Genomic DNA, 26,791 nt, shown 5'->3' with positions numbered 1-26,791 from the left:
CGGGTGGAGGGGCGTTAGATCAGCCCGTTCTCCTTGAGGAAGGTCTCGGCGACCTGGGAGACGGATTTCTTTTCCACGTCCACCTGCTTGTTCAGGCGCTGCATCGTGGCGTCGTCCAGCTTGCTGGACAGCTCGTTCATCAGCTCGCGCAGCTTGGGGTGCTTCTTCAGCACGTCCTCGCGCACCACGGGCGTGATGGCGTAGTTGGGGAAGAAGTTCTGGTCGTCCTCCAGCACGCGGAAGTCGAAGGCGGCGTTGCGGCCGTCGGTGGCGAACACCATGGCCGAGTTCACCTCGTCCTCGTTCAGCGCCTTGTAGACGAGGCCGGCGTCCATGCGCTTCACCTGCGCGCGGGGGAAGGAGAAGCCGTAGTGCTCCTGCAACCCCGGCAGGCCGTCGGGGCGCGAGGCGAACTCGGCGTCCGTGGCGAAGGTCAGCTCCTTGCCGCCCTCGACCAGCTTCGCCAGATCGCTGATGGTCTCAACGCCGCGCTTCTCGGCGTCTTCCTCCTCCATCGCGATGGCGTAGGTGTTGTTGGCCTGCGAGGGCTTGAGCCAGACGAGGCCCTTCTCGGCGTCCAGCTTCTTCACCTTCTCGTAGGCTTCCTGGCGCGACATCTTCGCGCCGCCTTCCACCTTGTTGTAGGTGATCAGCGAGGTCCCGACGTACTCCCAGTAGAGGTCGACCTGGCCGTTGAGCTGGGCGCGGCGCAGCACGGTGCTGCCCATGCCGTTGCGCACGTCCGCGTCGAAGCCGTGCGCGTCCAGGTACTGCCCCGTCATGTCGCTGAGCAGCAGCTGCTCGGTGAAGTTCTTGCCGCCCACCGTGATGGCTTGCGCACCGGCGGCCGGCGCGAACCCAACCGCGACGGCCGCGGCCATGGCGAGCGCGCGGATGCTGTGTTTGACCATGAAGCCTCTCTCCCTGTCGTTCCGGTCGTGTTTCTTCATGAACGCGGCGCCTGAACGAGCGCCGACGCTTGGCGTTTGCCAAAATCGGAAAGCCAAACATCCGGTCGAGATCATGTCGCCTCGATCCGAATTCACGGCGCGACGGTAGCACGCCCAAAGGCGATTGCGAAATAAAGCTGCGAAATCCCGGCGATGAGTGTCCGCAATTCGCCGCAACCGGCGCGGCGACCGGGACTGCACGCCGTATCACCCCGCTCCTTGCACCGCGCGGGCGCAGATGCAGCCTGTCGCGCCGCATCACAGCCGCCGCTTCGGAGCCCACGCGCATGCTCGCCATCCTTCAGGACGTCGTCGTCGGGATCACGCTGCCCATCGTGCTGCTGGCGCTGGGCGGCTACGGGCTGCAAAAGCACCTGCGCTTCGACGTGGCGACGCTGAACCGCCTGCTGGTCTACGGCGCGTTTCCCTGCTTCATCATCGTCACCCTGGCGGAGGCGCGCATCCCGCTCAGCCAGGTGCAGGGGACGGCGCTGTTCACCGTCGTCCAGTTCGGCGTGCTGCTGGCGGTGGGCTGGTGGGCCGCCCGCGCGGCGGGCCTTGGCGACGAGGGCCGGCCGCTGGTGGCGCTGGCGTGCGCCTTTCCCAACGGCGGCAACTTCGGCATCCCGCTGATCGAGCTGGCGTTCGGCGGCGATCTGGTGACGCACCAGGTGGTGATCGTTTCCATCCACACCGTCCTGCTGCTGTTGGTGGTGCCGCTGGTCTACGCCCAGGGGCGGACGAGCGTGCTGGGCCACGCCAAGGCGCTGGTGGAAACGCCCATGCTGCCGGCGGTCGCCATCGGCCTCGGCCTCAACGCGCTGGACTGGTCGATCCCCGAGGTGCTGCGCACCCCCATGCACACCTTCGGCAAGGCCTACGTCGGCCTGGCGCTGGTCAGCCTGGGGGCGCAACTGGCGCGCAGCGGCCTTCGGATTCCGGCGCGGGAGACGGCCACGGCCGTGGGACTGCGCCTGCTGGCGGCGCCGTTGCTGACGGCGGCGGCCGTGTTCCTGCTGCCCTTCCCGGCGGAGCTGCGCGCCCTGCTGCTGGTGAGCACCTGCGCGCCCGCCGGCATCCTGCTGGCGATCTTCGCCGTGGAGTACCAGGCCAAGGAGGAGCTGGCCTCGGCCATCGTCTTCGTCTCCACCCTGCTGGCGCCGCTGGTGGTGACGGCGGCGCTGGTGGCGGTGCGGCTGTAAGCGGGTGACTTAAACAGCTAAAGGCATGGCCTCATTCTGTCTTTCTCCTAAAGGAGAAAGGACCCTAGCCGATATGCCGCCGCTAAACGCGTGTGGTCTGGGTCGTTCCGCTGACTGCGTGTTGGGAGAAGACCGTCTTGCCGGCGGCCCGCCGCGGCGCGTACCACCGGCGCTGAAACCGGCCACGGGAGAGCGGCATGCGCGCGGCCCAGTTCGACACCTTCGCCGGCCCCATCGGCGTGCGCAGCGTTCCCGACCCAGAGCCGCCGCGCGACGGCGCGGTGGTGCGCGTCCACGCCAACGGCATCTGCCGCTCGGACTGGCACGCCTGGCAGGGCCACGACCCCAACGTCCGCCTGCCCCACGTGCCCGGGCACGAGCTGGCCGGCGAGGTCGTCGCGACCGGCCCGGACTGCCCGGCATTCCGGGCCGGAGACCGTGTGACCGTGCCCTTCGTCATGGCCTGCGGCAGCTGCCCGAGCTGCTGGTCCGGCCAGCAGCAGATCTGCGAGCACCAGCGCCAGCCCGGCTTCACGCAGTGGGGCGCCTTCGCCGAGTACGTCGCCGTCCCCAACGCCGCCAGCAACCTCGTGCGCCTGCCGGAGAACCTCGGCTATCCCGCCGCCGCCAGCCTGGGCTGCCGCTTCACCACGGCCTACCGCGCGCTAATCGAGCAGGGGCGCCTGCAGACGGGCGAGTGGGTGGCGGTGCACGCCTGCGGCGGCGTGGGGCTGTCGGCGGTGATGATCGCCGTGGCGGCGGGCGCGCACGTCGTCGCGGTGGACGTCAACGCCGCGGCGCTGGACCGGGCACGGGCGCTGGGCGCAAGCGCGAGCGTGAACGCCGCCACCGCCGCCGACGTGGCCGAGGCGGTGCGCGATGCCTCGAACGGCGGCGCGCACGTGAGCCTGGACGCGCTCGGCCACACCGCGACCTGCCGGAACTCCATCCGGGGCCTGCGCCAGCAGGGCCGGCACGTCCAGGTGGGGCTGCTGACCGGGGAGCACGCCGCGCCGCCGCTGCCCATGGACGAGGTGATCGCGCGCGAGCTGGAGCTGCGCGGCAGTCACGGCATGGCCGGGCACCGCTTCCCCACGCTCTTCCGCCTGATCGAAACGGGGCGGCTGGACCCGGCGGCGCTGATTTCCCGGCACGTTTCGCTGGCCGAGGGGGCGGAGCGCCTGATGGCGATGGACCGCACGCCCGACGCCGGCATCGCCGTCATCACGTCGTTCGGGTAAGGCTCACCGCGTCTCGGCGTCGGCTTCCTCGGCCGCCGCGGCCTCGTAGCTCTCCTCCGCCCAGGAGGCGCTGACGGGCGAGGCCTGCGAGGGCGTGAGGATGTGCGGGTACTGATCCGTGGGCGCGGGGCGGCGCGTCATGCGGTAGACGCCGAATCCCGCGATCGCGACGTGGATCAGCCCCAGGTAGAAGAGAAAGCCCTCGGGCCCCATCAGGTCCATCAGCCACCCCGCGCCCGAGGGGCCGAGCACCGCGCCCCCGCCGTAGGACAGCACCAGCGCGCTGCTGGCCGCCACCATCTGGCGCGGGTCCAGGTGGTCGTTGGTGTAGGCGAGGAAGAGCGGATACAGGCTCAGCACCGCCCCGCCCATCAGCGCCGCCGTCGCCAGCACCGCCAGGTCCGACACCGCACCCGCCAGGTGCACGCCGCCCGCCGCCAGCGCGGCCAGGACCGCGACGCCCGTGATGACGGTGCGCCGGTCCAGGTGGTCGGACAGCTTGCCGATGGGCCACTGCAGGATGGCGCCGCCGAGCACCAGCGCGGTCATGAAGATCGACACCTCGGCCACGCTCAGCCCCGTCTGGCGGGCGTAGACCGCGCCCATGCCGAGGATCACGCCGTTGGCGATTCCGGTGCCGAAACAGCCCACCGCGCCCAGGGGCGAGACGGTGTAGAGGCGCGCGAGGCTCATGGGCTCGGGCGTGTCCGCCGAGGGCTGGCGCGTGGAGGAGAGCAGGATGGGCACGAGGGCAAAGGAAATCAGGATCGAGCACAGGATGAAGAGCGTGTGCTGCTCCGGCCCCGCGACGTTCAGCATCAACTGCCCGCCCGCGAGGCCCAGGTAGCTGATCACCATGTAGAGCGCCAGCAGGCTGCCGCGCAGCGTGTTGCTGGCGCTGTCGTTCAGCCAGGACTCCGAGACGATGTAGAGCCCGGCGAAGGCGAAGCCCGTCAGCAGGCGCATCACCGCCCACACCGCCGGGATCACGAGCACGCTGTGCACCAGAATGGCGATCGAGGCGAGCGAAGCCAGCGCCGCGAAGACGCGCACGTGCCCCACGCGGCGGACGAAGCGCGGGGTGAGCAGCGAGCCGGCGAAAAAGCCCAGGAAGTAGCCGGACATCACCAGCCCGGTGACGAAGCCGCCGAAGGCCTCGGCGTCGGCGCGCACACCCAGCAGGCTGGATTGCAGGCCGTTGCCGACCAGCAACAAGCCCATGCCGAAGAGAAGCGCCCAAAGCCTGGCGGCGGCGGAAAGCGTGGTGTCGTCGCGGGCGGGGGCCTCGGCCGTCGTCGCCATGCTGCCTCGCGGGCCGGAATGCTGAACCGGCCCCGGAGGCTAGAGCACCGGACAGCTTTTCAGAAACAGGTGTGAATAGGTGTGAATGGCCGCGACCACCGGATCGCGGTCCGGTGGCAGGCGGCGGGCGGCCATGACATGACGGTGCGGATTTCCCCGTTGCGTCATGCGCGCACACCGTTGCGCGCATCCACGTTCTTAACCACGAACAATCGTCCGATGCTGTAGCAGTCGCGGCGGCGTGTTTCGAGGCGTGCGGCGGTCAGGAGCGGATGAGCGCCAGCGCCGGGCCGCTCGCGGGATGGCCCCCGGCCGCGAGCGTTTCGTCCACGATCCCGCGCAGGTGTGCCTCGATGCCCTCGGGCTGCAGCCGCCACATGCGCAGCGCGCTTTCCAGCAGCGTGGCATCGGGCGGCAGGGGCGCCGGGTCGCCCGCGTCCTCGCCCCAATCGGCAGACGCGAAGAGCATGTCGAGGAAGGTCGGGAAGGGCGTGCCGCAGGCGCGCAGCAGGGCGTACACGTAGGTCGCCGGAACGCCGCGCATGCCGGCCTCGTAGGCGCGGACGGCATCGGGGTCGGCGTCCGTGACCTCGGCCGCGCGGTCGGGCGAGAGGCCGGCGTCCACGCGCACCCGCGCGATCACGGCCGCGACGCGCCGCGTTTCGGGCAGAACCGGCCGCGCGTTGTCCTGATCAACCGGCATGCGAACTGTAACTCCGCGCTGTGCCTCTCATGCGACGTATTTCGCTCAACCTACCACCTGTACGCGTATTTTTTCTACGCGTTTCCCGTTGATTCGTCCAGATTCGCGCCGAGATTGACGTTCTCCCGCCCGGCCCGCGTGGGCGAGGCTTGCGGCATGAGTCAGGTAGACGAGATCGATGACGCAGCCATACGGCGCGCCTTCGGCGCGCGCGTGCGGGAACTGCGCGAGCACGCGGGCCTCACGCAGGAAGAGCTGGCGGCGGGCCTGGGCAAGTCACGCGAGCGCGTGCAGAAGATCGAGCACGGCCGCAACGCCGCGCCCCTGCCGGAACTGGTCCGCATCGCCGCCTATTTCGAGATCACGGTCGCCGACCTGCTGGACCTGGCCGACCAGCCCAGCCGCGACACCGAACACCGCCGCGCCCTGCGCGACCACATCAAAACCCTGCGCCCCGCCGACCCCGACACCATCCGCCGGCTCACCAAGATCGCCCGCGTCCTGCGCGCGTCGTAACCGCCGAGAGCGCCACGATCAGCGCTCCCTTTGACCACAACCGGCGGTCACTTACCCTGAATTTGGCAGTCTCCAACCACCCATAGGTTCAGACTGCTCCGCGCCGCCGGGGTGGTAGGGCACCCTGGCGGCGTTACCATGAACCGCAAGCGTGAGCATGCTCCGAACCGACCTCGGCACCGCACGCACTTCCTCCCAGCATAGTCGCTTCTCCAAAACCCCCCCAACCACGCAACACATTGTACCAATTTCCGACGACATCTACACTCAGCCCCTGACGACATCACCCTCATTCGCCTTCATGTCCCCAAACAACTTCAACAATCTCCCGCCGAATAAGCTCCGGAATATCCGTAATTCGCCAATCAATCTTCCGAAGAGCGTCACGGACTTCTTCTTTCCCCAATTCTTCCGCACGCAAATACGGCGCTGCCATCATGGCAGCGCTTCGAGAAGCCCCTAATGCAATCAATGACAACTCCGTCTTAGTCGCCACACCAAACTCTAACCTTTCCGACAAGTCATCTAACCTCATATCCTCAATCTCAACGCCATAGTCCTGAAAACACTGATATAAAATGTCCACGTAGGCACTAAGATACTTCGGAACCTCGAACCGAACACATTGTTCGATATCCTTCATAGTATCACGTATAGTGCTATTTTCGTCAACCTTTCGTTTCCGTCTCTTTTCATACTTGATCTTCCGGTCAATAATGTTAGGCAACGACATACCCTGCATCCAATTCGCCGACAATATCGCAACCTGCATAGCCCTGTTGTCTTTATCCCCGGGCTCCCTACTCCCTGAACTAATATTAACCGCCCCCATCCTCCTTTTCATAATATTAAACAGCCTTGCGTAGTTTCGCACCGCATCATCACTCGTCGGAGGCGGCGGAATCAATTCCTCTGACCTCCCTTCCCGAACCTCCAAAACGAACCACTGATATATCTCATCCATTGCATTAACAGAAATCCCAGGGTTCCGCAGAATGTTGGCCCAACTCACCGCGCAACTCGTTAGGGTAGCCGAAACCCTCTCCTGTAAAGTTTCCGCCCATCCCTCACGCAAGTATAACCCCGCGAACGACTTATCTAAATCTCCAAACTCAATATATTGCGCACAGAGATAATGCCAAACACTCTCTGCGTCTTTATCACCAACCCTCCTCGCAATGCCCCCTTTATCGATAAAATCAATTATCCGAGTTGGATCTCGGAGTAACACCTCAGCCTTCGGATATATACTAAATTTCGTCCGTTCTCTCGGCGGTTCTCCTTCGGCCCAAAGGCCTGTCCAATACGGATCAACGCAAATAATATTTCCTTGGAACTCCTTCCCCCATCTTCCGGCTCTACCCGCCAAATTCCAAAAGTCGCCCGGTCCCATCGGTTCGTTGCCCGTCTTCGGGCCCCGAAGAAAAATGTTGCGGCAAGCCAGATTCACTCCTTCAACCAACGTCGACGTTGCTACCAAGTACTTTATCTGTCCGTTCCTAAACAAGCGTTCAATCTCGTCACGAATATTTTGTGGTATAACTCCATAATGAAATGCAACACCGCTGCGCACAAAGCGCGCTAGCATATAATTTGGGTGTATTGTCTTCCTTATTGCGTTGCTAAGATTAATCAACTCGTCTGTTTCTTCAACTTGCCCACCAATTTGCAAAACTAACAAATGTGAAATCTGCTCAGCCTCGTTCGGCCCATTGACATACACAACATTCCCCGGGCGCCCACCTCCAAGTTTATAAGCAACACTCGCAAAGCGATCACGCGGTTTTCTAGGCCCATAATCCAACTCTAGCCGGCCGATATCTCTAACTTCATCGTCTGCAACATTTAACAGTTTCCAACGCGTTGGTTTACGCTCGACTTGAGCGACCCAAACCAAATTCTGATTAACCGTATTTATATATCCTGTCATACTTTCGGCAGTCGCACCGGTCGGGGCCGACCGGAGTAACTTACCCGGATTGTCCGTTAACGGGCTAGAAAATACGAATTGCGCTCGTTTATTTGATGTTATTACGCGCTCTAACGTTAACTGCAGAAACACCCCTCTTTGGGCATCAGACACTTTATGTGCTTCATCGACGATAATCAGAGAAAAACCAGACTGGCTACGGGTATGCACCATATGTTGATATAGGCGTTCCTGCGTGTATACGTAGACACAATTTGCACCACTCGAGTCAAATTCTCCTGGAACATTAAAAACTTCGTTTTTTAAGCCTGATTTGCTTATCAATTCGCGTAAATCATTTGAACATTGTGTTATCAATGCACGTGTCGGGACAATTATAACTATATCGCCGTACTTTTTATTTTTCAATTTATTTATAACCCACTGATATAATATGAACGATTTCCCTGCACTCGTTGGGGCTGAAAAGCTAATCCATTCGTAGTCCTGCAACATACCCCAAAGCTCATTTTGAAATTTGTTTACACGCAAATCTCCGCGGCCTTCAATGTGTATTGACTGTGACTCTTCAAAATAAATCCAATCATAACGTGCCGGTCCTGGCAGCATCTGACCAACATCGTCGGGCAACAGTTTTTTACTCTGCGCAAGATCAATTGTCGGGCGATTCCACATGTGGTTCAATACATAAGCCGCACCCGCTTGAATTTCGGGCCGATTTCCCGAGAATTTCAACGCCGCTTGAACAATTCGAAGCGAAGCATCTAAGAGTTTTTGGTCTTCAGTAGCAGAGAAAATTTGCGCATAATTTAGTAGCTTATTCCATGACAATTTTATATCACATGATTCATTTTTGGTAACTGTGGTAAATTCAGACAACACCAACCAGTCGCAGATAGTACGAAAATCCGTCTGAAACGTTTCGTGATCCCAGATATATTTTGCAATTTTATTTGTCATTTCTCAAGCCCAACGTGCGTTTGAACGATTGACGAAACTGTTCAGCAGAGTTCAGCGGAACTAATATGAAATGTATATTGAATTCCGTTACGTGTTTTTTATCCGCAGAGCGACTTATGTGACTTTTCCAGTCTGGGATATTTTGTCGAATTTGTCTCGATATGTCGTTTAGTGTCGATTCGTTTGGGCCAGCAGGATAGTTCTCATAATCGAATCCGACTAGGCAAAGACCACTCATCTCGGTGTCATTCCAGCCCGGTTCATCTGGATCTAAGAAGCTTTGCAACGCCAGTTCCAGTTCTTCATTCGCTACATTAAGCCGCCCACTTAACAGTTGTAGATCTCGCGCGATTTCACCGTCGGCGCTGGAACGGGACAGAAGGAGTTTGGCGAGACTTTCTAGGCAATCGTTGCAAGCAGTAGAAAAATCTTGATAGATCTTGGATTCTCCCCAGTACAACAAAAGACGTCTTTTATCATCGGAGACTCCGCAATGGACCCCGTCCGCGCCATGTATGTGCATGTTGCTGTTAGTCTTGAGATCCATTTTGCATAGCAGCTGTGGTAGTTTAAGTACTCGTTCTGCAAATGTGAACAGTAAGAGCTCACCGCCCTCGCCACTTTTCTCCAAAGGAGTAAAAAGGTTTGTAGCTCGTCGAGTCAATCGAACGAATTCCGATGCGTCTCCATATTTATGCATTTTCTCGTATGCTTTATTTATTTTTGTTCTAGGAATGCAATATTCGATAACATTATGGGCGATCTTTTCCGCTAGGTCATTAACTCTTGGCCTTCCATTGCCGTCGAGTTGGAGGCAGTGGCAATGAGTTAATACTCTGGTCCCGTAAACATGGTCATCCCGCGTGACAGGTTTAAGGACGCTTTCTATGTCTGCGGCTCTGCCGCGCGCTAAATCGTGGAGTAAGTTTGATATCTCTTTAGGGTCAGTCAAAGCTTGGAGTGTCGCCGCTCTATGTGGTTCTCTACCATCCTAAAGAATGCGGGCGCGGTTGCAAGTGCTAGGGGTATCACCGGTGTCAATCACGATCGGGAGTTCGCCAGAGGTCTCTTGAAAGTGGGGTATAGAATTATGTCAGGGCTTTGATTCTGCGTTTCGCCATAAGGAAGGAGACGAGGCTGCTGTAGGGCGGGGCCTATAGCTCGATATCCAACAGGCTGTCGCGCATTTCAGTGGCGCGGTCGATGGTTGTGAGGTTGGCGGAGAATTGGGCGCGGGCTTCGATCTGGGTGACGGTTTCCTGCACGAAGCTGACGTTCGGGCGGTTGACGAGGCCCTGATCGTTCGCGCTCGGCGCGTCCGGCTGGAACTGCTGGACGGAGGTGGGGCGCACGGGCGCGGTGTCGGTGCGCACGCCGCCGGTTTCGCTCGCCTGTTGCACCACGCGCTGCGGGCGGAAGGCGTTGCGGCCCTGCTCCGTCCGCGCCGGGCCGTCCGCGTCTTCGGCGCCCACGCTGCGCGTGTTGGCGACGTTGGCCGCCGAGGTCTGCAAGCGCGTCTGCGCGGCTTGAAGGCCGCTCGTGGCGGGGCCGAGGCCGGGGATCATGGGCATCCTCCGCGATGGCGTATGCACGCGCGAGGGTAGCAAACCGGCGGCCGGTTGGGGAGGGTGTGCTGGGTTTCGGCGGATTGCCGCTTACGCGGCTTATACCAGCGAGCCAATGAAATCATACGATCGAGCCAATGACATGACTTGGTCATCGTGACGGCCTCAACCCCCTCTATAATCTCCCCCTTCTCCTGAAGGAGAAGGGGGAGATGGCTTTCGCGCAAACCTGCGCGAAAGGCAGAGGGGGATGAGGCTTATGACTTCATCAACTCGGCGGTATCATACGTGCGAGAGCATGGCCCCATCCCCCTCTGGGTTTCGGGCTGACCCCCCAAACCCATCTCCCCCTTGCCGTGGAGGGGGACAGGCGAGCTTTGCTCGCCTCGCGCGCCACAGGCGCGCCACACGCAGTGGCACGCCTGTGGCGTGCAAGTGGGAGATCATAGAGGGGGTTGGGGTCGATGATTTCGTCAACTCGGCGGTATCATCCGCCCTGCGGGGCCGGCACTTTCCCCAAGATTGACGCAAACATCGTGTTTGGAAAGCGTCCGGTCGACTGACTGATGGGGTCAAACTGCCTATCAGTTTGGCGGATTGCCGCTTACGCGGCGAATCCGCCCTACGTCTCGACGCGACGGTGGGGCCGCACCCTTCCCCAAGATTGACGCAAACATCGCGTTTGGAAGGCGTCCGGTTGACTGACTGATGGGGTCAAACTGCCTATCAGTTTGGCGCCTCGAACGCCTTGGCCATGCGCTGGCGCTGTTTGGCGTCGGGCATGGGGCCGTGGCCGGCGCGGGTGTTGTCGCGCGCGTGCTCGGGGTCGCTGGTGGCGGGGATGGCGCAGGTGACGGCCGGGTGCCCGGCGATGAACGTGAGGAAGACCTGCGCCCAGCTTTCGATCCCCAGCTCGTCGCGCATCCATTCGGGCACGGACCGGTTGCCGACGCGGGAAAAGAGGCGCCCGCTCTCGAACGGCTCGTTGATGAGGGTGGCGACGCCCTTGTCCGCCACGGCGGGGAGCAGCTCGGCCTCGGCGTTGCGGGCGGCGATGTTGTAGTTGAACTGCACGAAGTCGATGGGCTCCTCGCGCACCACGCGGGCCAGGTCGTCGTGGGCGGAGTCCGTGTAGTGCGTGACGCCGATGTAGCGCACGCGGCCGTCCTCGCGCCAGCGCTTGAGGGTGTTCAGGTGCGTGCGCAGGTCGCGCAGGTTGTGGACCTGGTTGAGGTCCAGGCGCTCGACGCCCAGGCGCTCTTCCGAGCGCTGCATCTGCTCGATCCCGGCCTGCTCGCCGTTGGTCCAGACCTTGGTGGCCATGAAGAGGTCGCCGGTGATGCCGAGGTCCGCCGCCAGCTTGCCGACGACGTCCTCGGCGCGGCCGTACATGGGCGAGGTGTCCACCAGCCGGCCGCCCTCGGCGTGGAAGGCTTCCAGCACGCCGCGCTGCGGCGCGAGGTCGCCGGCCGGGGAGACGTTGAAGGTGCGCGCCGTGCCCAGGCCGATGACCGGCACCTCTTCGCCGCTGGCGGGGATGGCGCGCGTGGTCATGCCGCCGGCGGCCGCGACGGCGCGGCGGCCACCCGGCACGGCGGCGGCGAGCGCCATGGCGCCCGCGCCCTGAAGCACACGGCGGCGGCTTGGGGTGAAGCGGGTCATGCGCGCGGCTCCCGGCCATGCGTGAGGTGCATGCGAATGGTCGGCTGCACCGAGGCTGGCTGTCAAAACCCGCTTCGGGCGTCAGGCGGTGGACGCGGCGCGGAAGGGGACCATGCGGTCGTTCTCCTCGTCCCACAGCACGTGGCGCGGGGCGAGCAGGCCGTCGCGCAGGGTCAGCTCGGGCACGGTGCAATCGGCCGCGATGCGGTTGTGGGCCGCTTCCAGGCGGTAGTTGGGCACGCGCGGGTTCAGGTGGTGGACGTGGTGGTAGCCGATGTTGCCCGTGAACCACTGCAAGACGCGCGGCAGCCGCAGGAAGGAGGAGCCGTGCAGTGCGGCCTTGCCGAAGCTCCAGTCGTCGTTGCGCGCCCACCACGTCTCCTCGAAGCGGTGCTGGACGGAGAACAGCCACACGCCGACGATCGCGCCAACGGCCATCACCGGCCCCTGCACCGCCGCCATCGGCCCGAAGCCGACCAGCGCGCCGAGGCCGCCGTAGCCGACGAGCAGCGCCAGATCGGTGAGGTAGACGCCCCGGCGCTCGCGCTTGCGGGCCTTCGGCGTGTCGAAGGGCACGCGGTAGAGGACGAGGAACACCAGCGGCGGGATCAGGATATGCGCCACCAGCGGATGCCGGACCGCACGGTGCCAGAAGCGCTGGCGCGGGGTGAGGGCGCGGTACTCCGCAACCGTTAAACAGTCGGAATAGATGTCCGCGCCCGTGTCCCGGCGGTCCAGGTCGTTCCAGATGCCGTGGTGGCCGGCGTGCTGGCGGCGCCAGCTGGAATAGGGCGTCAGCGTGAGCAGGCTGCAGATGCGGCCCAGGTGGTCGTTGGCGCGCCGCGAGCGGAAGAAGGCGCCGTGGCCGCAATCGTGCTGGATGATGAAGATGCGCACGAGAAAGCCCGCGGCCAGCGGCGCCAGCGGCAGCGCGAGCCAGACCGACACGTCCAGCAGCAGGTACATCGCCGCGCACACCCCCGCGAAGCCGCCGAAGGAGGAGGCGATCTGGCTCAGGCTGTGGCGCAGGATGGGGCCCTGGTGCTCGGCGACGGCCCGGCGCAGGGCCGCCGTGTCGGTAATGGGGTCGGCGTCGGCCGTCTCGGCGGTCATGGCGATGGGCATCCTTTCGGGCGCCGCGCGGGGGACATCCCGCCAGCGAGCGCACGCACGTCCGGTGCGCCCGCGTCGCGCTCGGTGGTTCAGATCGCCCCGATCGTCGCGCAGCCGCGGGAGGCTCGCACTAACCTAGGTATGTACCGGGCGCGCAAACGGCGCGTGGCGTGTCGGATGGGGTTTAACGCCCTCGTGTTCACGATCGGTCGTGAGAGACCCAATCATTTCGACGCAGCGCCGGTGTCGAATGATGGATGGGATTAAACGGCCTACCGTTTAACGCCGGTGTTGCGTGACTGATGTTTCCAAAGATCATCTTTGGTCGTGAGTGACCCAATCATTTCGCCGCGACGCCGGTGTCGAATGACACGAGGGATTAAACGGCCTACCGTTTACGCCGGTGTCGAGTGACAGGTGCGATAAACCTCGCTAGAGGTTTTCGTGTTCCGCGTAGACGTGGCCGGTTTCGGCGTCCACTTCGGTCAGGCGCACGTGGTAGCCCCACAGCCAGGTCAGGTGGCGGAGGGTGCGCCGGGTTTCCAGGGCATCGAGCAGGCGGCCTTCGCGCACGGTGTGCTGGAGCGTGAGCGTGCGGTCGCCGTGAATGTCGGCGCCGACGACCTCGATGCGGGGTTCGGTGCAGGCCGGGTCGTAGAGGTTGGCGAGGCCCTGGCGGATGCGGCGGTAGCCGCGCTCGTCGTGGATGGAATCGACGACGATTTCCGGTTCCTCGCTGTCGTCGTCCAGGCGGAAGAAGCGGAAGTCGCGGATGAGCTTGGGCGAGAGGTACTGGCGGATGAAGCTTTCGTCGCGGTAGCCCGCCCAGGCCTCGCACAGCGTTTCCACGGGCTTCTGGTTGCCGGCGATCTGCGGGAACCACTCGCGGTCCTCGTCCGTGGGCTCGGTGCAGATGCGCTCGATGTCGCGGGTCATGGCGAAGCCGAGCGCGTAGGGGTTGATGCCGGAGTAGCGGCGGTCGTCGTAGTCGGGCTGCGTGATGACGTTGGCGTGGAGGTGCAGGAACTCCATGAAGGAGGCGTCATCGATCAGGCCGCGGTCGTGCAGCATGTTCATGATGGTGTAGTGGCACCAGCACGCGCAGCCCTCGTTCATCATCTTGGTCTGCTTTTGGGGCTCGAAGTAGGTGGCGATGTTGCGCACGATGCGCAGCAATTCGCGCTGCCATTCGCGCAGGCGCGGGGCGTGCTTTTCCAGGAAGTAGAGCAGGTTTTCCTCGGGCAGGCCCATCGAGCGGGCTTCGGCGGCGCGCTCCAGGTCCTCGGCATCGCCGGCGACGAGGTCGCGCCTGACGGGAACGGTGCGCAGCCAGAGGTCCTGCTCGCCCTCGCGGTTGCGGCGGTTCATCTCGGAGACGCGCTCCTGCTCGGCGAGCGCGTTCATGCGCCGGCCGCGGCCCGTGGAGCGGTCGACGCCCTGGCCCTGAAGGGCGTGAGCAGCATCAAGGGTGCGCTCGACGGCGTCGACGCCGTACTTTTCCTCGCAGGCGGCGATGTAGCTCTTGGCGAAGCTGAGGTAGTCCAGAATGGCCTCGGGGTCGGTCCATTCCTGAAACAGGCGGTTGTTCTTGAAGAAGTGGTTGTGGCCGACGGCCGCGTGCGCCATGACGGTGGCCTGCATCGTCATGGTGTTTTCTTCCATGATGTAGCACAGGCTGGGGTTGGAATTGATGACGATTTCCAGCGCCAGCCCGGAGAAGCCGCGGCGGTACATGGTTTCGTGCTGGACGAAGCGCTTCCCGAAGGCCCAGTGGCGGTACATCGTGGGCATGCCCACGCTGGCGTAGGCGTCCAGCATCTGCTCGGCGTTGATGACCTCCAGCCGCGTGGGGTAGAGGCTGAGACCCAACTCCTCGTGGCCGATCTTTTCGATGGCGTCGAAGGCGCGCCGGACCGTGGGGAAGTCCCACTCCGGGCCCTCGTAGAGCAGACCGCTGGCCGGCGCCGCCGGTTCGGGCGCCGTCGCGGCCGCGGTGTCGTCGGTGCGGGGATCGGTCGTCACGACGCGGTCTCCTCGGTGCTGAACAGGCCGCGGAAGACGGGGTAGATGTCGCGCGCATCCTCGACGCGGCGCATCTGCAGGCGCGCGTCGATCTCCGCGACCTGGGCGTAGCCCTTCCACAGATCGCTGGGGCCGGCGTGGAAGCCGGGGCGGTCGTCGGGACTCGCGCCCACCTCGATGTAGGCCATGTACTGCGTCATCGGCAGCACGCGCTCGGCGAGCAGCTGCGAGCACACGGGCACGTCGGCGGGGACGTCGTCGCCGTCGGAGGCCTGGGCGACGTAGACGTTCCAGGCGTCCAGCGGGTAGCGCTCGTCCACCACGCGCAGCATCTCGCGCAGCGCGGAAGAGACGATGGTTCCGCCCGTCTGGCGGCCGTGGAAGAAGGTTTCCTCGTCCACCTCGCAGGCCTGGTTGGTGTGGCGGATGAAGACGACGTCCACCTTGTCGTAGCGCCGCTCCAGGAAGAGGTGGAGCAGCATGAAGAAGCGCTTGGCGAGGTCCTTCTTGGTTTCGTCCATCGAGGCCGAGACGTCCATCAGGCAGAACATCACGGCCTGGGCGATGGGCTGGGGGACGCGCTCGTAGCGGTTGAAGCGCAGGTCCATGGGGTCGATGTAGGGCACGCGCCCGCGCTTTTCGCGCGCCCGGCGGATGGTTTCCTCCAGCTCTTCGATGCGCTTTTCGGCCGGCTGGCCGTCGGCGGGCGTGATCTCCCCGCTCTTCAGCCGCTCCAGCTCGCGCTCCATCTGCTCGATGGCGGCCTGGTTGGGCCGTCCCAGCGCCTTTCGGCGGACCAGGGAGCGGCGCAGCGTGTTGACCATGTTCAGGCGGTTGGGCGGGCCCGTGGTGGCGTAGCCCGCCCGCTGAAGCTTGGGGCTGTCCTCGGCCGTGAGCTGCTGCTTGATCATGTCCGGCAGCTCCAGGTCCTCGAACAGCATGTCGAGGAATTCGTCGCGGGTGAGGGTGAAGACGAAGGAGTCCTCGCCCTCGCCGTCCTCGCTGGCCTGGCCGCCGCCACCACCGCCACCGCCCTCCGGGCGGGGAATGCGGTCGCCCTCGCGGAACTCGCGATTGCCGGTGAAGACGCGGTCCCGCCGGCCGATTTGGGTGTCCGGCTCGAACTGGGGCTCGTGGATGCCGTCGGCGGGGATGGAGACGGTTTCGCCGGATTCGTTGTCGGTGACGCTGCGGTCGCGGATGTTGCGCTTGACGGCCTCGCGGACCTGGGAGCGGGCGCGTTTGATGAACCGCTGGCGGTTGCCGAGGTTCTTGCCCTGGGGATTGAGGCGGCGATCGACGATACGCATGAACCTTCCTTGACCACGTCACACGACGGCGGGTGAGCCGCCTGAACGGCTCACCCGGACTCGCGCACGCGCATGTACCACTCGACCAGCCGGCGGACCTGCCGCTCGGTGTAGCCGTGCTCCACCATGCGCTCCAGGAACGCCTGGTGCTTCTCTTCGCTGTCGCTGTCCTTCTTGGTGCCGAAGGAGATCACCGGCAGCAGTTCCTCGATCTGCGCGAACATGCGCTGCTCGATGACTTCGCGGATCTTCTCGTAGGACGTCCAGCGCGGGTTGTGGCCCTGGTGCTGGGCCCGCTGGCGCAGGGCGAACTTGACCACCTCGTTGCGGAAGTCCTTGGGGTTGGCGATGCCCGCGGGCTTTTCGGTCTTGGCCAGTTCGCGGTCGAGCGCCTGCCGGTCCATGATCTGGCCCGTGTCCGGGTCCTTGTAGTCCTGGTTCTCCACCCAGGCGTCCGCGTAGGCGATGTAGCGGTCGAAGAGGTTCTGGCCGTAGTCGTCGTAGGATTCCAGATAGGCCTTCTGGATCTCCTTGCCGATGTACTCGGCGTAGCGGGGGGCCAGCTCCTCCTTGATGAAGGCGAGGTACTTGCGCTCGGTTTCCTCGTCGTACTGCTCGCGCCGGATCGCCTGTTCCAGCACGTACATCAGGTGGACCGGGTCGGCGGCGACCTCCTCGGTGTCGAAGTTGAAGGTCTCGGAGAGCACCTTGTAGGCGAAGCGCGTGGACATGCCGTCCATGCCCTCGTCCACACCGGCGGCGTCGCGGTACTCCTGCACCGTTTTGGCGTGCGGGTCGCTGCCGCGCAGGCTTTCGCCGTCGTAGACCCGCATCTTGGCGTAGAGCGAGGAGTTCTCGTGCGGCTTCAGGCGCGTGAGCACGGAGAACTTCGCCATCATGTCCAGCGTGCCCGGAGCGCAGGTGGCCGCGCCCAGCTCGGACTGCTGGAGGAGCTTGTCGTAGATCTTCGTCTCCTCGGTCACGCGCAGGCAGTAGGGCACGCGGATGACGCTGATGCGGTCGAGGAAGGCCTCGTTGTTGCGGTTGGCCTTGAAGTTGCGCCACTCGGCCTCGTTGGAGTGGGCCAGGATGATGCCCTGGTGCGGTAGCGCGCCCAGGTTTTCCGAGCCCACGTAGTTCTTCTCCTGCGTCGCCGTGAGCAGCGGGTGCAGCATCTTCAGCGGCGCCTTGAACATCTCGACGAACTCCAGGATGCCCTGGGTCGTCAGGTTCAGCCCGCCGGAGTAGGCGTAGGCGTCCGGGTCTTCCTGGCTGTAGAACTCCAGCTTGCGGATGTCCGGCTTGCCGACCAGGGAGGAGATGTCCTGGTTGTTCTCGTCGCCGGGCTCGGTCTTGGCGATGGCGATCTGGCGCAGCTTGGACGGGTGGATGCGCACGACGGAGAACTTGGAAAGGTCGCCGCCGAACTCGTCCAGGCGCTTGACCGCCCACGCCGAGCACATCCCGGGCAGGCGGCGCTGCGGGATGCCGTAATTGCGCTCCAGCACGGCGCCGTCGCGCTCGGCGTCGAACAGCCCCAGCGGGCTCTCGTAGATGGGGCTCACCTCATCCCCGGCCTTGAGGACGTAGATGGGGTATTCCTCCATCAACTCCTTCAGACGCTCGGCCAGCGAGGACTTGCCGCCGCCGACGGGGCCGAGCAGGTAGAGGATCTGCTTGCGCTCCTCCAGGCCCTGCGCCGCGTGCTGGAAGAAACTGACGATGCGCTCGATCGTCTCTTCCATGCCGTAAAAATCCGCGAAAGCGGGATAGCGTTTGATCGTGCGATTTTGAAAAATACGGCCCAGGCGCTCGTGCCGCGAGGTGTCGATGACCTCCGGCTCGCCGATCGCCGCCAACATGCGCTCAGCCGCCCCGGCGTACGCCATCGGGTCGGAGGAACATGCGTTTAAGTATTCTTCGATACTCATCTCGTAATTTTGCCGATCACTGTATCGGCTACGGAAATTTTCGAAAACGTCGGACGCGCTCATGTCTCAACCTCCAGCGCGGTTACGCCGGCAGTGCCGGACGGGCGTTGGACGCCACCCACCGTTTTACTGCCGTACAATGAACGATAACTTAATGAATCGGCCGTGGTCCACACGTTTTGAAAGCGATCGTTGGTATCCTAGCCCTTGCGTTTAACGGCGGCGTCGTTTTCAAAATCTCTGCCGCGTTTTTCAAAACGCCTTACGCGGCCCGGCGCTTCCAGCGATCGTTGCGCCGTCATATCGATCCCGGTTTTCTCTCGATATGAAATGGCTTCGCGGCCCGGCGCGTCAACTGCGCCGCATGCATGATCGCCGCGCGACGCCCCTTCAGCCGTCCGAGTCGCTTACCCGGCCGAAGCGTGGGCGCGCAAGAGGTCGTCGATGTAAAAGCCCTGGAAAACCCCGATCCCCATGCGCTGACCGATCTCGATCGTGCTGGCGTCCTCGACTCGCGACAGGATCGCCGTCTTGCCCGCGTGCACGGCCTGTTCCGCCGCGATACGCAGGTTGCCGATGTCGTTCAGATCGCGGGGCGCAATGAACTTGTAGCCCGTCATGCCCAGCTCGGCGTTCTCCGCCGCCGCAACCAACTCCGCGTTGACGCCGTCGGCGATGGCGTGAATGCGGTTGCGGTCCATGATCCGGCGGATGCGCCGGTAGCGCGCCAGATTCGCCAGGACGTCGGAAACGTCCATTTCCACCCACAGCGAGGTGTTGTCGCGCTCGCGCACGCGCTCGGCGATGCGCTCGAAGGTGTCCTCTTCCATGCTGGCGATGTTGAGGTTCACCGAGATGTGGCCCTGGAGCATGCGCGACTCGGCCAGGGAGGCCAGCACGATCTCGTCCAGCTTGCGCGTCAGCTCGCGGAATAGGTTCGGGTTGGCCATCAGGTCCACGCCGGGCAGGAGCCGGGCGCGCAGCTCCGCCATGGCGATGTGCAGCTCGCGCGCGACGCATCTGACGCGGCCGTCGCGCTCGAAGCGGGCGAGGGCCTGGTAGCGGCCGTAGGTCTGGACGAAGTCGCGCGGACCGCAGGCGCGCGCGTGCTCGACCACCGATTCGATGTGTTCCTGCGACAACGGCCCCGCAGGAGTCGACGAGGCGGCGGTGGGCTCGCCCGCGGCCGCCTGGGCGAGCGTCGCCAGCTTCTGCGCGTCGCGCTTGGTGTGCAGGACGTCCGTGAACTCCGCCGGGTTCAGGCCCAGCTCGGAGGCCTGGCGGCCAACCACCTCGATCACGCGCATGCGCACCTGATAGACGTGGTTCACGAAGTTCAGCTCGTCCTGCGGCGGCACCAGGACCAGAAAGCGATCGTTGAGGTTGAACAGCCGCGCCCCGATGGTGTCCGCGGTTTCGTTCAGGCGCCGCACGAGTTCGGCGCGAGCGGCGGCCATGTCGGTGGCGGGCTCCAGCTCGCGCACCGACACGGTGATGACGGACACGCCGGGCCGGCCGCCGCGCGTGGTCTTGCCGACGAAGTCGACGAAAGCCTGGACCTCGGCCGCAGGGTCGCGCCCGCTCAGCTCAGCCACCACAAGCCCTCCAACGCGCTGGGCCGGTCGGCGTCGTCTTGGCGTCCACGGTCGCAGGCGGGGCGTGGCGCGCGACCACCAAGGGTCGTAGCCCGCCGTGCGCGCCAGCGTCAACCGAGAGCACGGTCACACCATCGCGTGCTGCGTGTCCACAGTTTCGATACACAATCTTTTGGGGTAGACCGCCGTTGGGCGGGCGTCACGCGTCGGGTTCGGGGTGCCGGGTGGCCACACGGCGCTCGATGGCGTCCCAGATCGTGGCTTCCAGGTGCACGCCGTCGAGGCGGTCGACCTCCTGCAACCCCGTCGGCGAGGTGACGTTGATCTCGGTCAGGTAGCCGCCGATGAGGTCGATGCCGGCGAAGAGCAGGCCGCGCTCGACCAGGGCGGGGCCCACAGCCTCGCACACGCGGCGGTCGTGCTCGGTCAGCGGCGCGCGCTCGGCGTAGCCGCCGGCGTGGAAGTTGGCGCGCGCATCGCCCTGCGGCGGCACGCGGTTGACCGCGCCCACGGGCTCGCCCTCGACGAGGATGATGCGCTTGTCGCCCTCGCGGATCTCCGGGAGATACGCCTGCACCATGATGGGCTCGCGGTAGACGCGGGTGAACATCTCCACAAGGGCGTTCAGGTTCTCGTCGTTCGGCTGCACGCGAAAGATGTCGGCGCCGCCGTTGCCGAACAGCGGCTTGAGGATGATGTCCTCGTGCTCCGCGCGGAAGGCGGCGATCTCCGCCTTGTCGGAGGTGATCAGCGTGGGCGGCATGAGGTCCGGAAAGCGCGTGACGAAGAGCTTTTCCGGCGCGTTGCGCACCGAGACGGGGTCGTTCACCACCAGGGTCTCGGGGTGCACCTTTTCCAGCAGGTGCGTGGCCGTGATGTAGGCCATGTCGAAGGGCGGATCCTGGCGCATCATCACGACGTCGAGGCCCGCCAGGTCCAGGTGCGTCCATCCGCCGTAGGCGAAGGGCTGCTCGGGGTGGCGGCTGAAGGTGACGGGGCGCGCGTGCGCCTGGACACGGCCGTCGCGCAGCGTCAGCGCGTGGGGCAGGTAGTGGTACAGGGCGTGCCCGCGGCGCTGGGCTTCCAGGGCGAGCGCGTAGCTGCTGTCCGCGGTGACGTCGATGCTCTCCAGCGGGTCCATCTGGAAGGCGACGGCCAGGCTCATCGTCCGCGTTCCCTTCGTGTCGCGCCGGGGGTTTCAGGTGCCCGTCTGCGCGCCGTCGGCCGGCACCGCCGGCCGCGCCGGCTTTTGATCGCCGCTGTCGCGCACGCGCACGTGGCTGACGACGCGCTCGACACCCGAGACGTTGCGCGCGTGGTCGATCACGCGCTGGAGCTCGTCGCGGCCGTGCGCGGTGCCGAGCAGATAGATGACGTCGTGCACCGTGTCGATGGAGTAGTTGGCGGCGTTGACCTCCTTGTCGAAGGTCAGCTTGGTCTTGAGCTTGGCGGTGATCCAGGCGTCGCCCGTAAAGGCGCCCGCGCCGCCGGTTTCGCCAACGCGGATCTCGTTGATGACCTCTTTGACGCCCTCGGCGGTCCAGGCCTTCTCGATGGCCAGGACGCGCATGTCCTCGTTGGGGACGACGCCCGAAACGAGGACGCGGCCGTTCCACACCTGCAACGATGTCAGGCGGTACATGCGCTCGTCCGCGCGCAACCAAGCGTCGTTGATCTGAGCGCGGATCTTGGCGTCGCTGGCGGCCTGGGCGAAGCTGCGCTCCTGCGCGCCGAGCACGCCCGCCGTCGCGGCACCGCCCGCGGCGACCCCCGCGACGCATCCGGTTTGAAGCTGCGCCGCGCCCAGCAGCGCGGCCGTTGCCAGAATGCCCAAGCGACGTCGCACGCTACGCCTCCCGTGTGATGCCCTTATCCATGTCCTACGCGTGCGGGCGGGCGGCAACAAGCATGGGCGGTGCGTCGGGGCACGAACCGGGGCGCATTCAGGCGGACGCCGTCAAATCGCTCAGCCGCGTGCGCTGGTGACCGGCCGCGTCGAAATTGGCCGGGTCGAGCCAGCGGGTATGGGCATCGCGCAGTCCGGGCCAGTCCGTGTCCGTTATGGCGTACCACGCCGTGTCCCGGTTGCGGCCTTTCACGACCATGTGCCGGCGGAAGACGCCTTCGAAGCTGAAGCCGAGGCGCAAGGCGGCGCGGCGCGATGCGGCGTTGAGCGCGTCGCACTTCCATTCCACACGGCGATAGCCGAGCGCATCGAACGCATGTCCCAGCATCAGGGACATGGCTTCCGTGGCGGCGGCGCTACCCTGGAGAAGCGGGGCGAACGCGATGTTGCCGATTTCCAGAACGCCGTGGGCGGGCGTGATGCGCATGAAGGCCGCAACACCGGCCGGCGTTCCGACCGCAGCCGGGATCACCGTGACGAAGAGCGGATCATCCCCCGCCGCCGCATCGGCTGCCCAGGCGCGGTACCGTTCGCGGTCGGGGAAGGGGCCGTACGGCATGTAGGTCCACATGGCGCCGTCGCGGTCGGCCGCGTTGGCATCGAAGAGCGCATCCGCGTGCCGCGCTGCCGACAACGGCTCCAGCCGGCACCAGCGGCCGTACAGCGGCGCTGGCTCGGGCACTCGCCGGGGCGTCCAGTCCGGCAGGGGATCGCCCACGGGCTGTCCGAGGCTGTTGGTGTCGCTCACGTTTCCCTCCCGGCTTGTGCGTGCAGGACGTCGAAGGTGGCGTTCGCAGCCACGGCTTTGGATCGAGAGGCCCTTTCATTCTGGGATGAAACGCGCTGCCGTTTCCGCAGCCGGTCGTGAGAGACCCATTCATCGCCGCGCGACGCCGGTGTCGAGTGATTGACGGGATTAAACGCCCCAGCGTTTACGCCGGTGTCGGGTGATTGATGGTTCCAAGGATCATCCTTGGTCGTGAGAGACCCATTCACCGCCGCGCGACGCCGATGTCGAATGATTGATGGGATTAAACGCCCTCGCGTTTATTAAAGGGCTTCGGCTTGGATGCGGGCGAGGAAGGCGCCCATGTCGTCGTCGAAGTGGGCTTTCTTGGTGCGCACGACGGAGACGCCGCCGGGGAGCTGGGCGAGCTGGGGGTGGCCGGGCTCGAAGCTTGTGAGGATGGCCATTGGGATCTGGGCCATGGAGGGCATGGCGTTGAAGGCGCGCACGAGTTCGCCGCCGGAGACTTCTTCGAGGGTGAAGGCGAGGAGCATGGCGTCGGGCCTGGAGCGCATGGCGAGAGTGAAGCAGTCGATGCCGGTTTCCGCGCGCACGACCCGGTAGCCGCAGTTCTGGAGCACGTCGCGGACCATGCGGGCGGAGGTGCGCGAGGGCGTGCCGAGCAGCACCTCGACGTCGAGCACCGTGATTTCCAGGTCTTGCGCCGCCTGCTTGGCGGGCAGGCCGCGTAGCAGCTCGTCGCCTTCCTTCTGGCCGGGCTCGCGGCCGGTTTCCACGATCTCGCGCACGGTGTCGGCGAAGACCTGGACGTTGCGCGCGAGCTCGGCCGTGAGGGTTTCCTCGCCGTCGACGAAGTCCTCCAGGCGGTGCGCGATCGTGGAAACGAGCGGGAAGCCGAAGTTGCCGGCCTGACCCTTGATGGCGTGGGTTTCGCGGCGCACGGCCGTCAGGGCTTCGGCGGGCGCGCGGCTGCCGTCGACGATGCCGTCGATGGCGGCTTGGATGCTGTCGAGCCGCTCGCCGGCGTCTTCCAGAAACTCGGTCCTGAGCTGCTGCTGAAGCGCGTCGTCCATCGCACACCCCCTCGGATCGCCGCCGCTGGCGATGGTGGAGGATACCCCGGCATCCGTTAAGGAAAGGTAGCGGCGGGGAAGGTCGTCACAACGGTTGTGCGCGCAGCAGCCGGGGCAGCTCGCCGACCATGCCCATGGCGTGGCGCATGAAGACCTTTTTCAGCGGGTCCATGCGGTCCACGGCGCTCAGCCCCAGGTCGCGGGCGAGGCGGACGGGCGGCAGGTCGGTGGCGAAGAGGCGGTTGAGGCCGTCGGTGGCGGCGACGAGCGTGGTGTTGTCCAGCCGGCGCCAGCGCTCGTAGCGCTGCAACACCTCGGGGCTGCCGACGTCGAGGCCCAGGCGGCGCTGCTCCACGATGCATTGGGCGAAGGCCGCGACGTCGCGGAAGCCCATGTTGAGCCCCTGGCCGGCGATGGGGTGGATGGCGTGGGCGGAATCGCCCACCAGCGCCAGCCGCTGCGCGGTGTAGCGCGTGGCGTGCAGCGCCGAGAGCGGGTAGCGGAAGCGCGGGCCGACGGGCGTGACGGCGCCGTGGGTGTCGCCGAAGCGGCGGTGGATCTGCTCGGCGAAGGCCTCGGGCGACAGCTCGACGGCGCGGTCCGCGAGGTCGCGGTTTTCCGTCCACACGATCGAGGAGCGGTGCTCGCCGTCGGGGCCGTCGACCATGGGCAGCATGGCGAAGGGGCCGGCGGGCAGGAAGTGCTCGTAGGCGACCCCGCGGTGCGCGCGCTCGTGGGTGAGCGTGCCCACGATGGCGGCCTGCTCGTAGCCCCAGCTGCGCACCTCGATCTCCGCCTCGCGGCGCAGGCGGGAGTTGCGGCCGTCGCAGGCGGCGACGAGGCGGGCGCGGACGTGGCGGCCGTCGGCGAGGTCGGCGACAACCTCGTGCGGGCGGCGGACGACGCGCTCGACGCCCATGGGGGCGAGGTGGACGAGGTTGGCGTCCAACCCGGCGAGGAAGCGCTGCTGGGCACGGCGCAGTTCGCGGTTTTCCACGATGTGGCCGAAGGGCTCGCCGACGTCGCGGCTGTCGTAGTGCAGCTTGCAGGGGCCGGCGCCGCGGTCGACCTTGCCGTCGCTGACGGTGATCCACCGGATGGGCTGGGCGTGGGGGTCGATCTCCGCCCACATGCCGATGGCCTGCAGCATGTGGCGCGCGCCCGCGGCGACGGCGGAGGCGCGGCCGTCGAAGCCGGCGTCCAGCACCGTCTTCGGATCCTCGCGGTCGATCAGCGCCACCGTCACGCCGTTGACCGCCAGCGCGGCCGCGAGCGTCGCGCCGACAAGGCCGCCGCCGACGATCAGCACCTCGACGTCCAGGGTTTCGCCGCCCGCATCCGTCATGGAAGGCCCCCGCATCGCTGCCTCGCGCGGAGGATCGGGCGCGCACGCGCGCCTGTCCAGTGGCACCGGCGGCCGGCGGGCATCGCGCCGCACCCCCGGCGCCGCCGTGGCGAGCGCGACGCGCCCTCTGCCCGTTGGCTAGGCAGCCGTCAGCTGCTGCTCACGCTTTGGGCATACCCGAGTCGGGCGATCATGTAACCCATTGAAAATGCCGAATGATCGAAATGGCACGCTTCTTGAGGTGTGCAGCGCGGCAAACGGCCGCTGGGCCGTGCGTGGGTTCAGCCAAGAGGAGGTCCGGGTCATGCGGGGTGCCATCCGCAAGCTGCCCCTCTGCGCGATCGCGGCGTCGGCGGCATGGGTCGCCGCCGCGCCGGCGCAGGCGGCGGTCAGCAACGAAGCCACTTACGTCTTCAACTCGTTTTCGTTTCTGATCCACGGCGTGCTGGTCATGTTCATGGCCGCCGGGTTCGCCATGCTGGAATCCGGGCTGGTGCGGTCCAAGAACACCGCGATGATCTGCACGAAGAACATCGCCCTCTACTCCGTGGCGGGGCTGATGTACTACCTGATCGGCTACAACCTGATGTACGTCGACGTGGGCTCGTTCATCGGCTCGCTCAGCCTGCTCTACAACCCGGCCGACGCCGAGCTGGCGCTGATCAACGCCGCCGAGGCGACGGCGGAGCAGGTCAAGACGGTCAGCGACAGCGGCTACGCCTCGATGTCCGACTGGTTCTTCCAGATGGTCTTCGTGGCGACGGCGGCCTCGATCGTCTCGGGCACCGTGGCGGAGCGCGTGAAGGTCTGGCCCTTCATGATCTTCGTGGTGGTGCTGACCGGCGTTCTCTATCCGGTTCAGGCCGCATGGACCTGGGGCGGCGGCTGGCTCACCGCGATGGGCTTCGCCGACTTCGCCGGCTCCACGATCGTGCACGCCGTGGGCGGCTTCGCCGCGCTCACGGGGGCGTTCATCATCGGCCCGCGGCGCGGCAAGTACGGCAAGGATGGCCGCGTGAACCCGATGCCCGGCGCCAACCTGCCGCTGGCCACGCTCGGCACCTTCATCCTGTGGTTCGGCTGGTTCGGCTTCAACGGCGGCTCGCAGCTCGCCCTGGGCTCGGCCCTGGATGCTTCGGCGATGGCGATCGTCTACGTGAACACCAACCTTGCGGCGGCGGCCGGCGTGGTCGCGGCGATGGCGGCGACGCAGCTGTACTACGGCAAGCTGGACCTGACCGTGGTTCTGAACGGCGCCATCGCGGGCCTGGTTTCGATCACGGCCGGCCCGGACGTGCAGAACCACCTGCTGGCGATCCTGATCGGCGCCATCGGCGGCGTGCTCATGGTCGTGAGCGTGCCGGTGCTGGACAAGCTGCGCATCGACGACGTCGTGGGCGCCATCCCGGCCCACCTGGTCGCCGGCGTGTGGGGCACGCTGGCCGTGGGCATCTTCAACCCCGGCGTCAGCTTCGTCGTCCAGCTGATCGGCGTGGTCGCCGTGGGCGCCTTCATGATCGTCACCAGCGCCGTCGTCTGGCTGGCGCTGAAGTACACCATCGGGCTGCGGCCCGACGAGGAGACCGAGGCCAACGGCCTCGATCAGGCGGAGCTGGGGCTGGAAGCGTACCCGGAGTTCGGCCGCGGCTCCCAGGTGGTGTAATGCCCGCCACCTGACCCCTCCCCGTTCGGCTCGCTCGGCGAGCCTTTGCCCGGA

At 65.2% G+C, this 26,791-nt stretch carries 21 protein-coding genes; 4 read left to right on the top strand and 17 right to left on the bottom strand.

All coding sequences use genetic code 11. The annotated features are described in order from the left end of the window. Positions 1 to 14 precede the first annotated feature (14 nt). Entirely contained in the window at positions 15 to 911 is an 897-nt protein-coding gene (locus BLQ43_RS10335) for a glycine betaine ABC transporter substrate-binding protein (protein ID WP_090020500.1), read from the bottom strand. A 326-nt stretch (positions 912 to 1,237) separates the two neighbouring features. Here BLQ43_RS10335 and BLQ43_RS10330 point away from each other — a divergent pair, with 326 nt between their 5' ends. Together BLQ43_RS10330 and BLQ43_RS10325 are read left to right on the top strand one after the other, a co-directional pair. Further along, positions 1,238 to 2,152, top strand: a complete 915-nt coding sequence (locus BLQ43_RS10330; protein ID WP_090020498.1) for an AEC family transporter — start codon at positions 1,238 to 1,240, stop codon at positions 2,150 to 2,152. 197 nt (positions 2,153 to 2,349) lie between these two features. Further along, positions 2,350 to 3,393 (top strand): zinc-dependent alcohol dehydrogenase family protein, encoded by a 1,044-nt coding sequence (locus BLQ43_RS10325; protein ID WP_090020495.1) that lies wholly within the window; start codon positions 2,350 to 2,352, stop codon positions 3,391 to 3,393. A 3-nt stretch (positions 3,394 to 3,396) separates the two neighbouring features. Here the strand turns inward: BLQ43_RS10325 and BLQ43_RS10320 are convergent, their stop codons facing one another. Then, a complete protein-coding gene (locus BLQ43_RS10320; protein WP_090020493.1) occupies positions 3,397 to 4,695 on the bottom strand; it encodes an MFS transporter in 1,299 nt (432 codons plus the stop codon). Positions 4,696 to 4,957: 262 nt separating this feature from the next. Next, positions 4,958 to 5,398, bottom strand: coding sequence for a helix-turn-helix domain-containing protein (locus tag BLQ43_RS10315; protein WP_090020491.1), 441 nt, complete (start codon positions 5,396 to 5,398; stop codon positions 4,958 to 4,960). A gap of 156 nt (positions 5,399 to 5,554) precedes the next feature. Here BLQ43_RS10315 and BLQ43_RS10310 point away from each other — a divergent pair, with 156 nt between their 5' ends. Further along, on the top strand, positions 5,555 to 5,914 hold the full coding sequence (locus BLQ43_RS10310) for a helix-turn-helix domain-containing protein (RefSeq protein ID WP_090020489.1): 360 nt from the start codon (positions 5,555 to 5,557) through the stop codon (positions 5,912 to 5,914). 289 nt (positions 5,915 to 6,203) lie between these two features. Here BLQ43_RS10310 and BLQ43_RS14425 read toward each other — a convergent pair whose 3' ends face one another. From BLQ43_RS14425 to BLQ43_RS10235, 14 genes are all read right to left on the bottom strand, one after another. Then, entirely contained in the window at positions 6,204 to 8,804 is a 2,601-nt protein-coding gene (locus BLQ43_RS14425) for a DEAD/DEAH box helicase (RefSeq protein ID WP_143006249.1), read from the bottom strand. Further along, entirely contained in the window at positions 8,794 to 9,756 is a 963-nt protein-coding gene (locus BLQ43_RS10295) for a HamA C-terminal domain-containing protein (protein WP_090020487.1), read from the bottom strand. The genes BLQ43_RS14425 and BLQ43_RS10295 overlap by 11 nt, the downstream gene beginning before the upstream one ends. Positions 9,757 to 9,958: 202 nt before the next feature. Then, complete coding sequence (locus BLQ43_RS10290) at positions 9,959 to 10,369, bottom strand: flagellar basal body rod protein FlgC (protein WP_176758631.1); 411 nt, start codon at positions 10,367 to 10,369, stop codon at positions 9,959 to 9,961. Positions 10,370 to 11,095: 726 nt separating this feature from the next. Further along, the gene (locus BLQ43_RS10285; protein ID WP_090020483.1) at positions 11,096 to 12,031 is read right to left on the bottom strand and encodes an aldo/keto reductase; all 936 of its coding nucleotides are present in this window, start codon (positions 12,029 to 12,031) and stop codon (positions 11,096 to 11,098) included. An 81-nt stretch (positions 12,032 to 12,112) separates the two neighbouring features. Beyond that, positions 12,113 to 13,144, bottom strand: coding sequence for a fatty acid desaturase family protein (locus BLQ43_RS10280; RefSeq protein ID WP_090020583.1), 1,032 nt, complete (start codon positions 13,142 to 13,144; stop codon positions 12,113 to 12,115). A gap of 432 nt (positions 13,145 to 13,576) precedes the next feature. Continuing rightward, positions 13,577 to 15,166, bottom strand: coding sequence for a SpoVR family protein (locus BLQ43_RS10275; protein ID WP_218119177.1), 1,590 nt, complete (start codon positions 15,164 to 15,166; stop codon positions 13,577 to 13,579). Further along, complete coding sequence (locus BLQ43_RS10270; protein ID WP_090020481.1) at positions 15,163 to 16,476, bottom strand: YeaH/YhbH family protein; 1,314 nt, start codon at positions 16,474 to 16,476, stop codon at positions 15,163 to 15,165. Before BLQ43_RS10270 ends, BLQ43_RS10275 begins: the two co-directional genes overlap by 4 nt. 50 nt (positions 16,477 to 16,526) lie before the next feature. Further along, a complete protein-coding gene (locus BLQ43_RS10265) occupies positions 16,527 to 18,470 on the bottom strand; it encodes a PrkA family serine protein kinase (RefSeq protein WP_090020479.1) in 1,944 nt (647 codons plus the stop codon). A 344-nt stretch (positions 18,471 to 18,814) separates the two neighbouring features. Beyond that, positions 18,815 to 20,002 carry an EAL domain-containing protein gene (locus tag BLQ43_RS10260; protein ID WP_143006248.1) on the bottom strand — a complete coding sequence of 396 codons (1,188 nt, stop codon included), beginning with the start codon at positions 20,000 to 20,002 and terminating at the stop codon, positions 18,815 to 18,817. A 199-nt stretch (positions 20,003 to 20,201) separates the two neighbouring features. Continuing rightward, positions 20,202 to 21,167 carry a glutathione synthase gene (gshB, locus tag BLQ43_RS10255; protein WP_090020475.1) on the bottom strand — a complete coding sequence of 322 codons (966 nt, stop codon included), beginning with the start codon at positions 21,165 to 21,167 and terminating at the stop codon, positions 20,202 to 20,204. Between the two features lie 33 nt (positions 21,168 to 21,200). Further along, the gene (locus BLQ43_RS10250) at positions 21,201 to 21,848 is read right to left on the bottom strand and encodes a BON domain-containing protein (protein ID WP_090020473.1); all 648 of its coding nucleotides are present in this window, start codon (positions 21,846 to 21,848) and stop codon (positions 21,201 to 21,203) included. A 97-nt stretch (positions 21,849 to 21,945) separates the two neighbouring features. After that, on the bottom strand, positions 21,946 to 22,656 hold the full coding sequence (locus BLQ43_RS10245; protein WP_090020471.1) for a GNAT family N-acetyltransferase: 711 nt from the start codon (positions 22,654 to 22,656) through the stop codon (positions 21,946 to 21,948). A gap of 302 nt (positions 22,657 to 22,958) precedes the next feature. After that, entirely contained in the window at positions 22,959 to 23,729 is a 771-nt protein-coding gene (locus tag BLQ43_RS10240; protein ID WP_090020469.1) for an Hpt domain-containing protein, read from the bottom strand. An 85-nt stretch (positions 23,730 to 23,814) separates the two neighbouring features. After that, the gene (locus tag BLQ43_RS10235; protein WP_090020467.1) at positions 23,815 to 25,074 is read right to left on the bottom strand and encodes a UbiH/UbiF/VisC/COQ6 family ubiquinone biosynthesis hydroxylase; all 1,260 of its coding nucleotides are present in this window, start codon (positions 25,072 to 25,074) and stop codon (positions 23,815 to 23,817) included. 304 nt (positions 25,075 to 25,378) lie between these two features. Between BLQ43_RS10235 and amt the strand changes: the two genes are divergently transcribed. Further along, positions 25,379 to 26,737, top strand: coding sequence for an ammonium transporter (gene amt / locus BLQ43_RS10230; protein ID WP_090020466.1), 1,359 nt, complete (start codon positions 25,379 to 25,381; stop codon positions 26,735 to 26,737). The last annotated feature ends 54 nt before the right edge of the window (positions 26,738 to 26,791 follow it).

The sequence above is a fragment of the Limimonas halophila genome (assembly GCF_900100655.1).
In the GTDB taxonomy this organism is placed as follows: Bacteria; Pseudomonadota; Alphaproteobacteria; order Kiloniellales; family Rhodovibrionaceae; genus Limimonas; species Limimonas halophila.
This window is presented reverse-complemented; position numbering and strand designations above follow the sequence as displayed.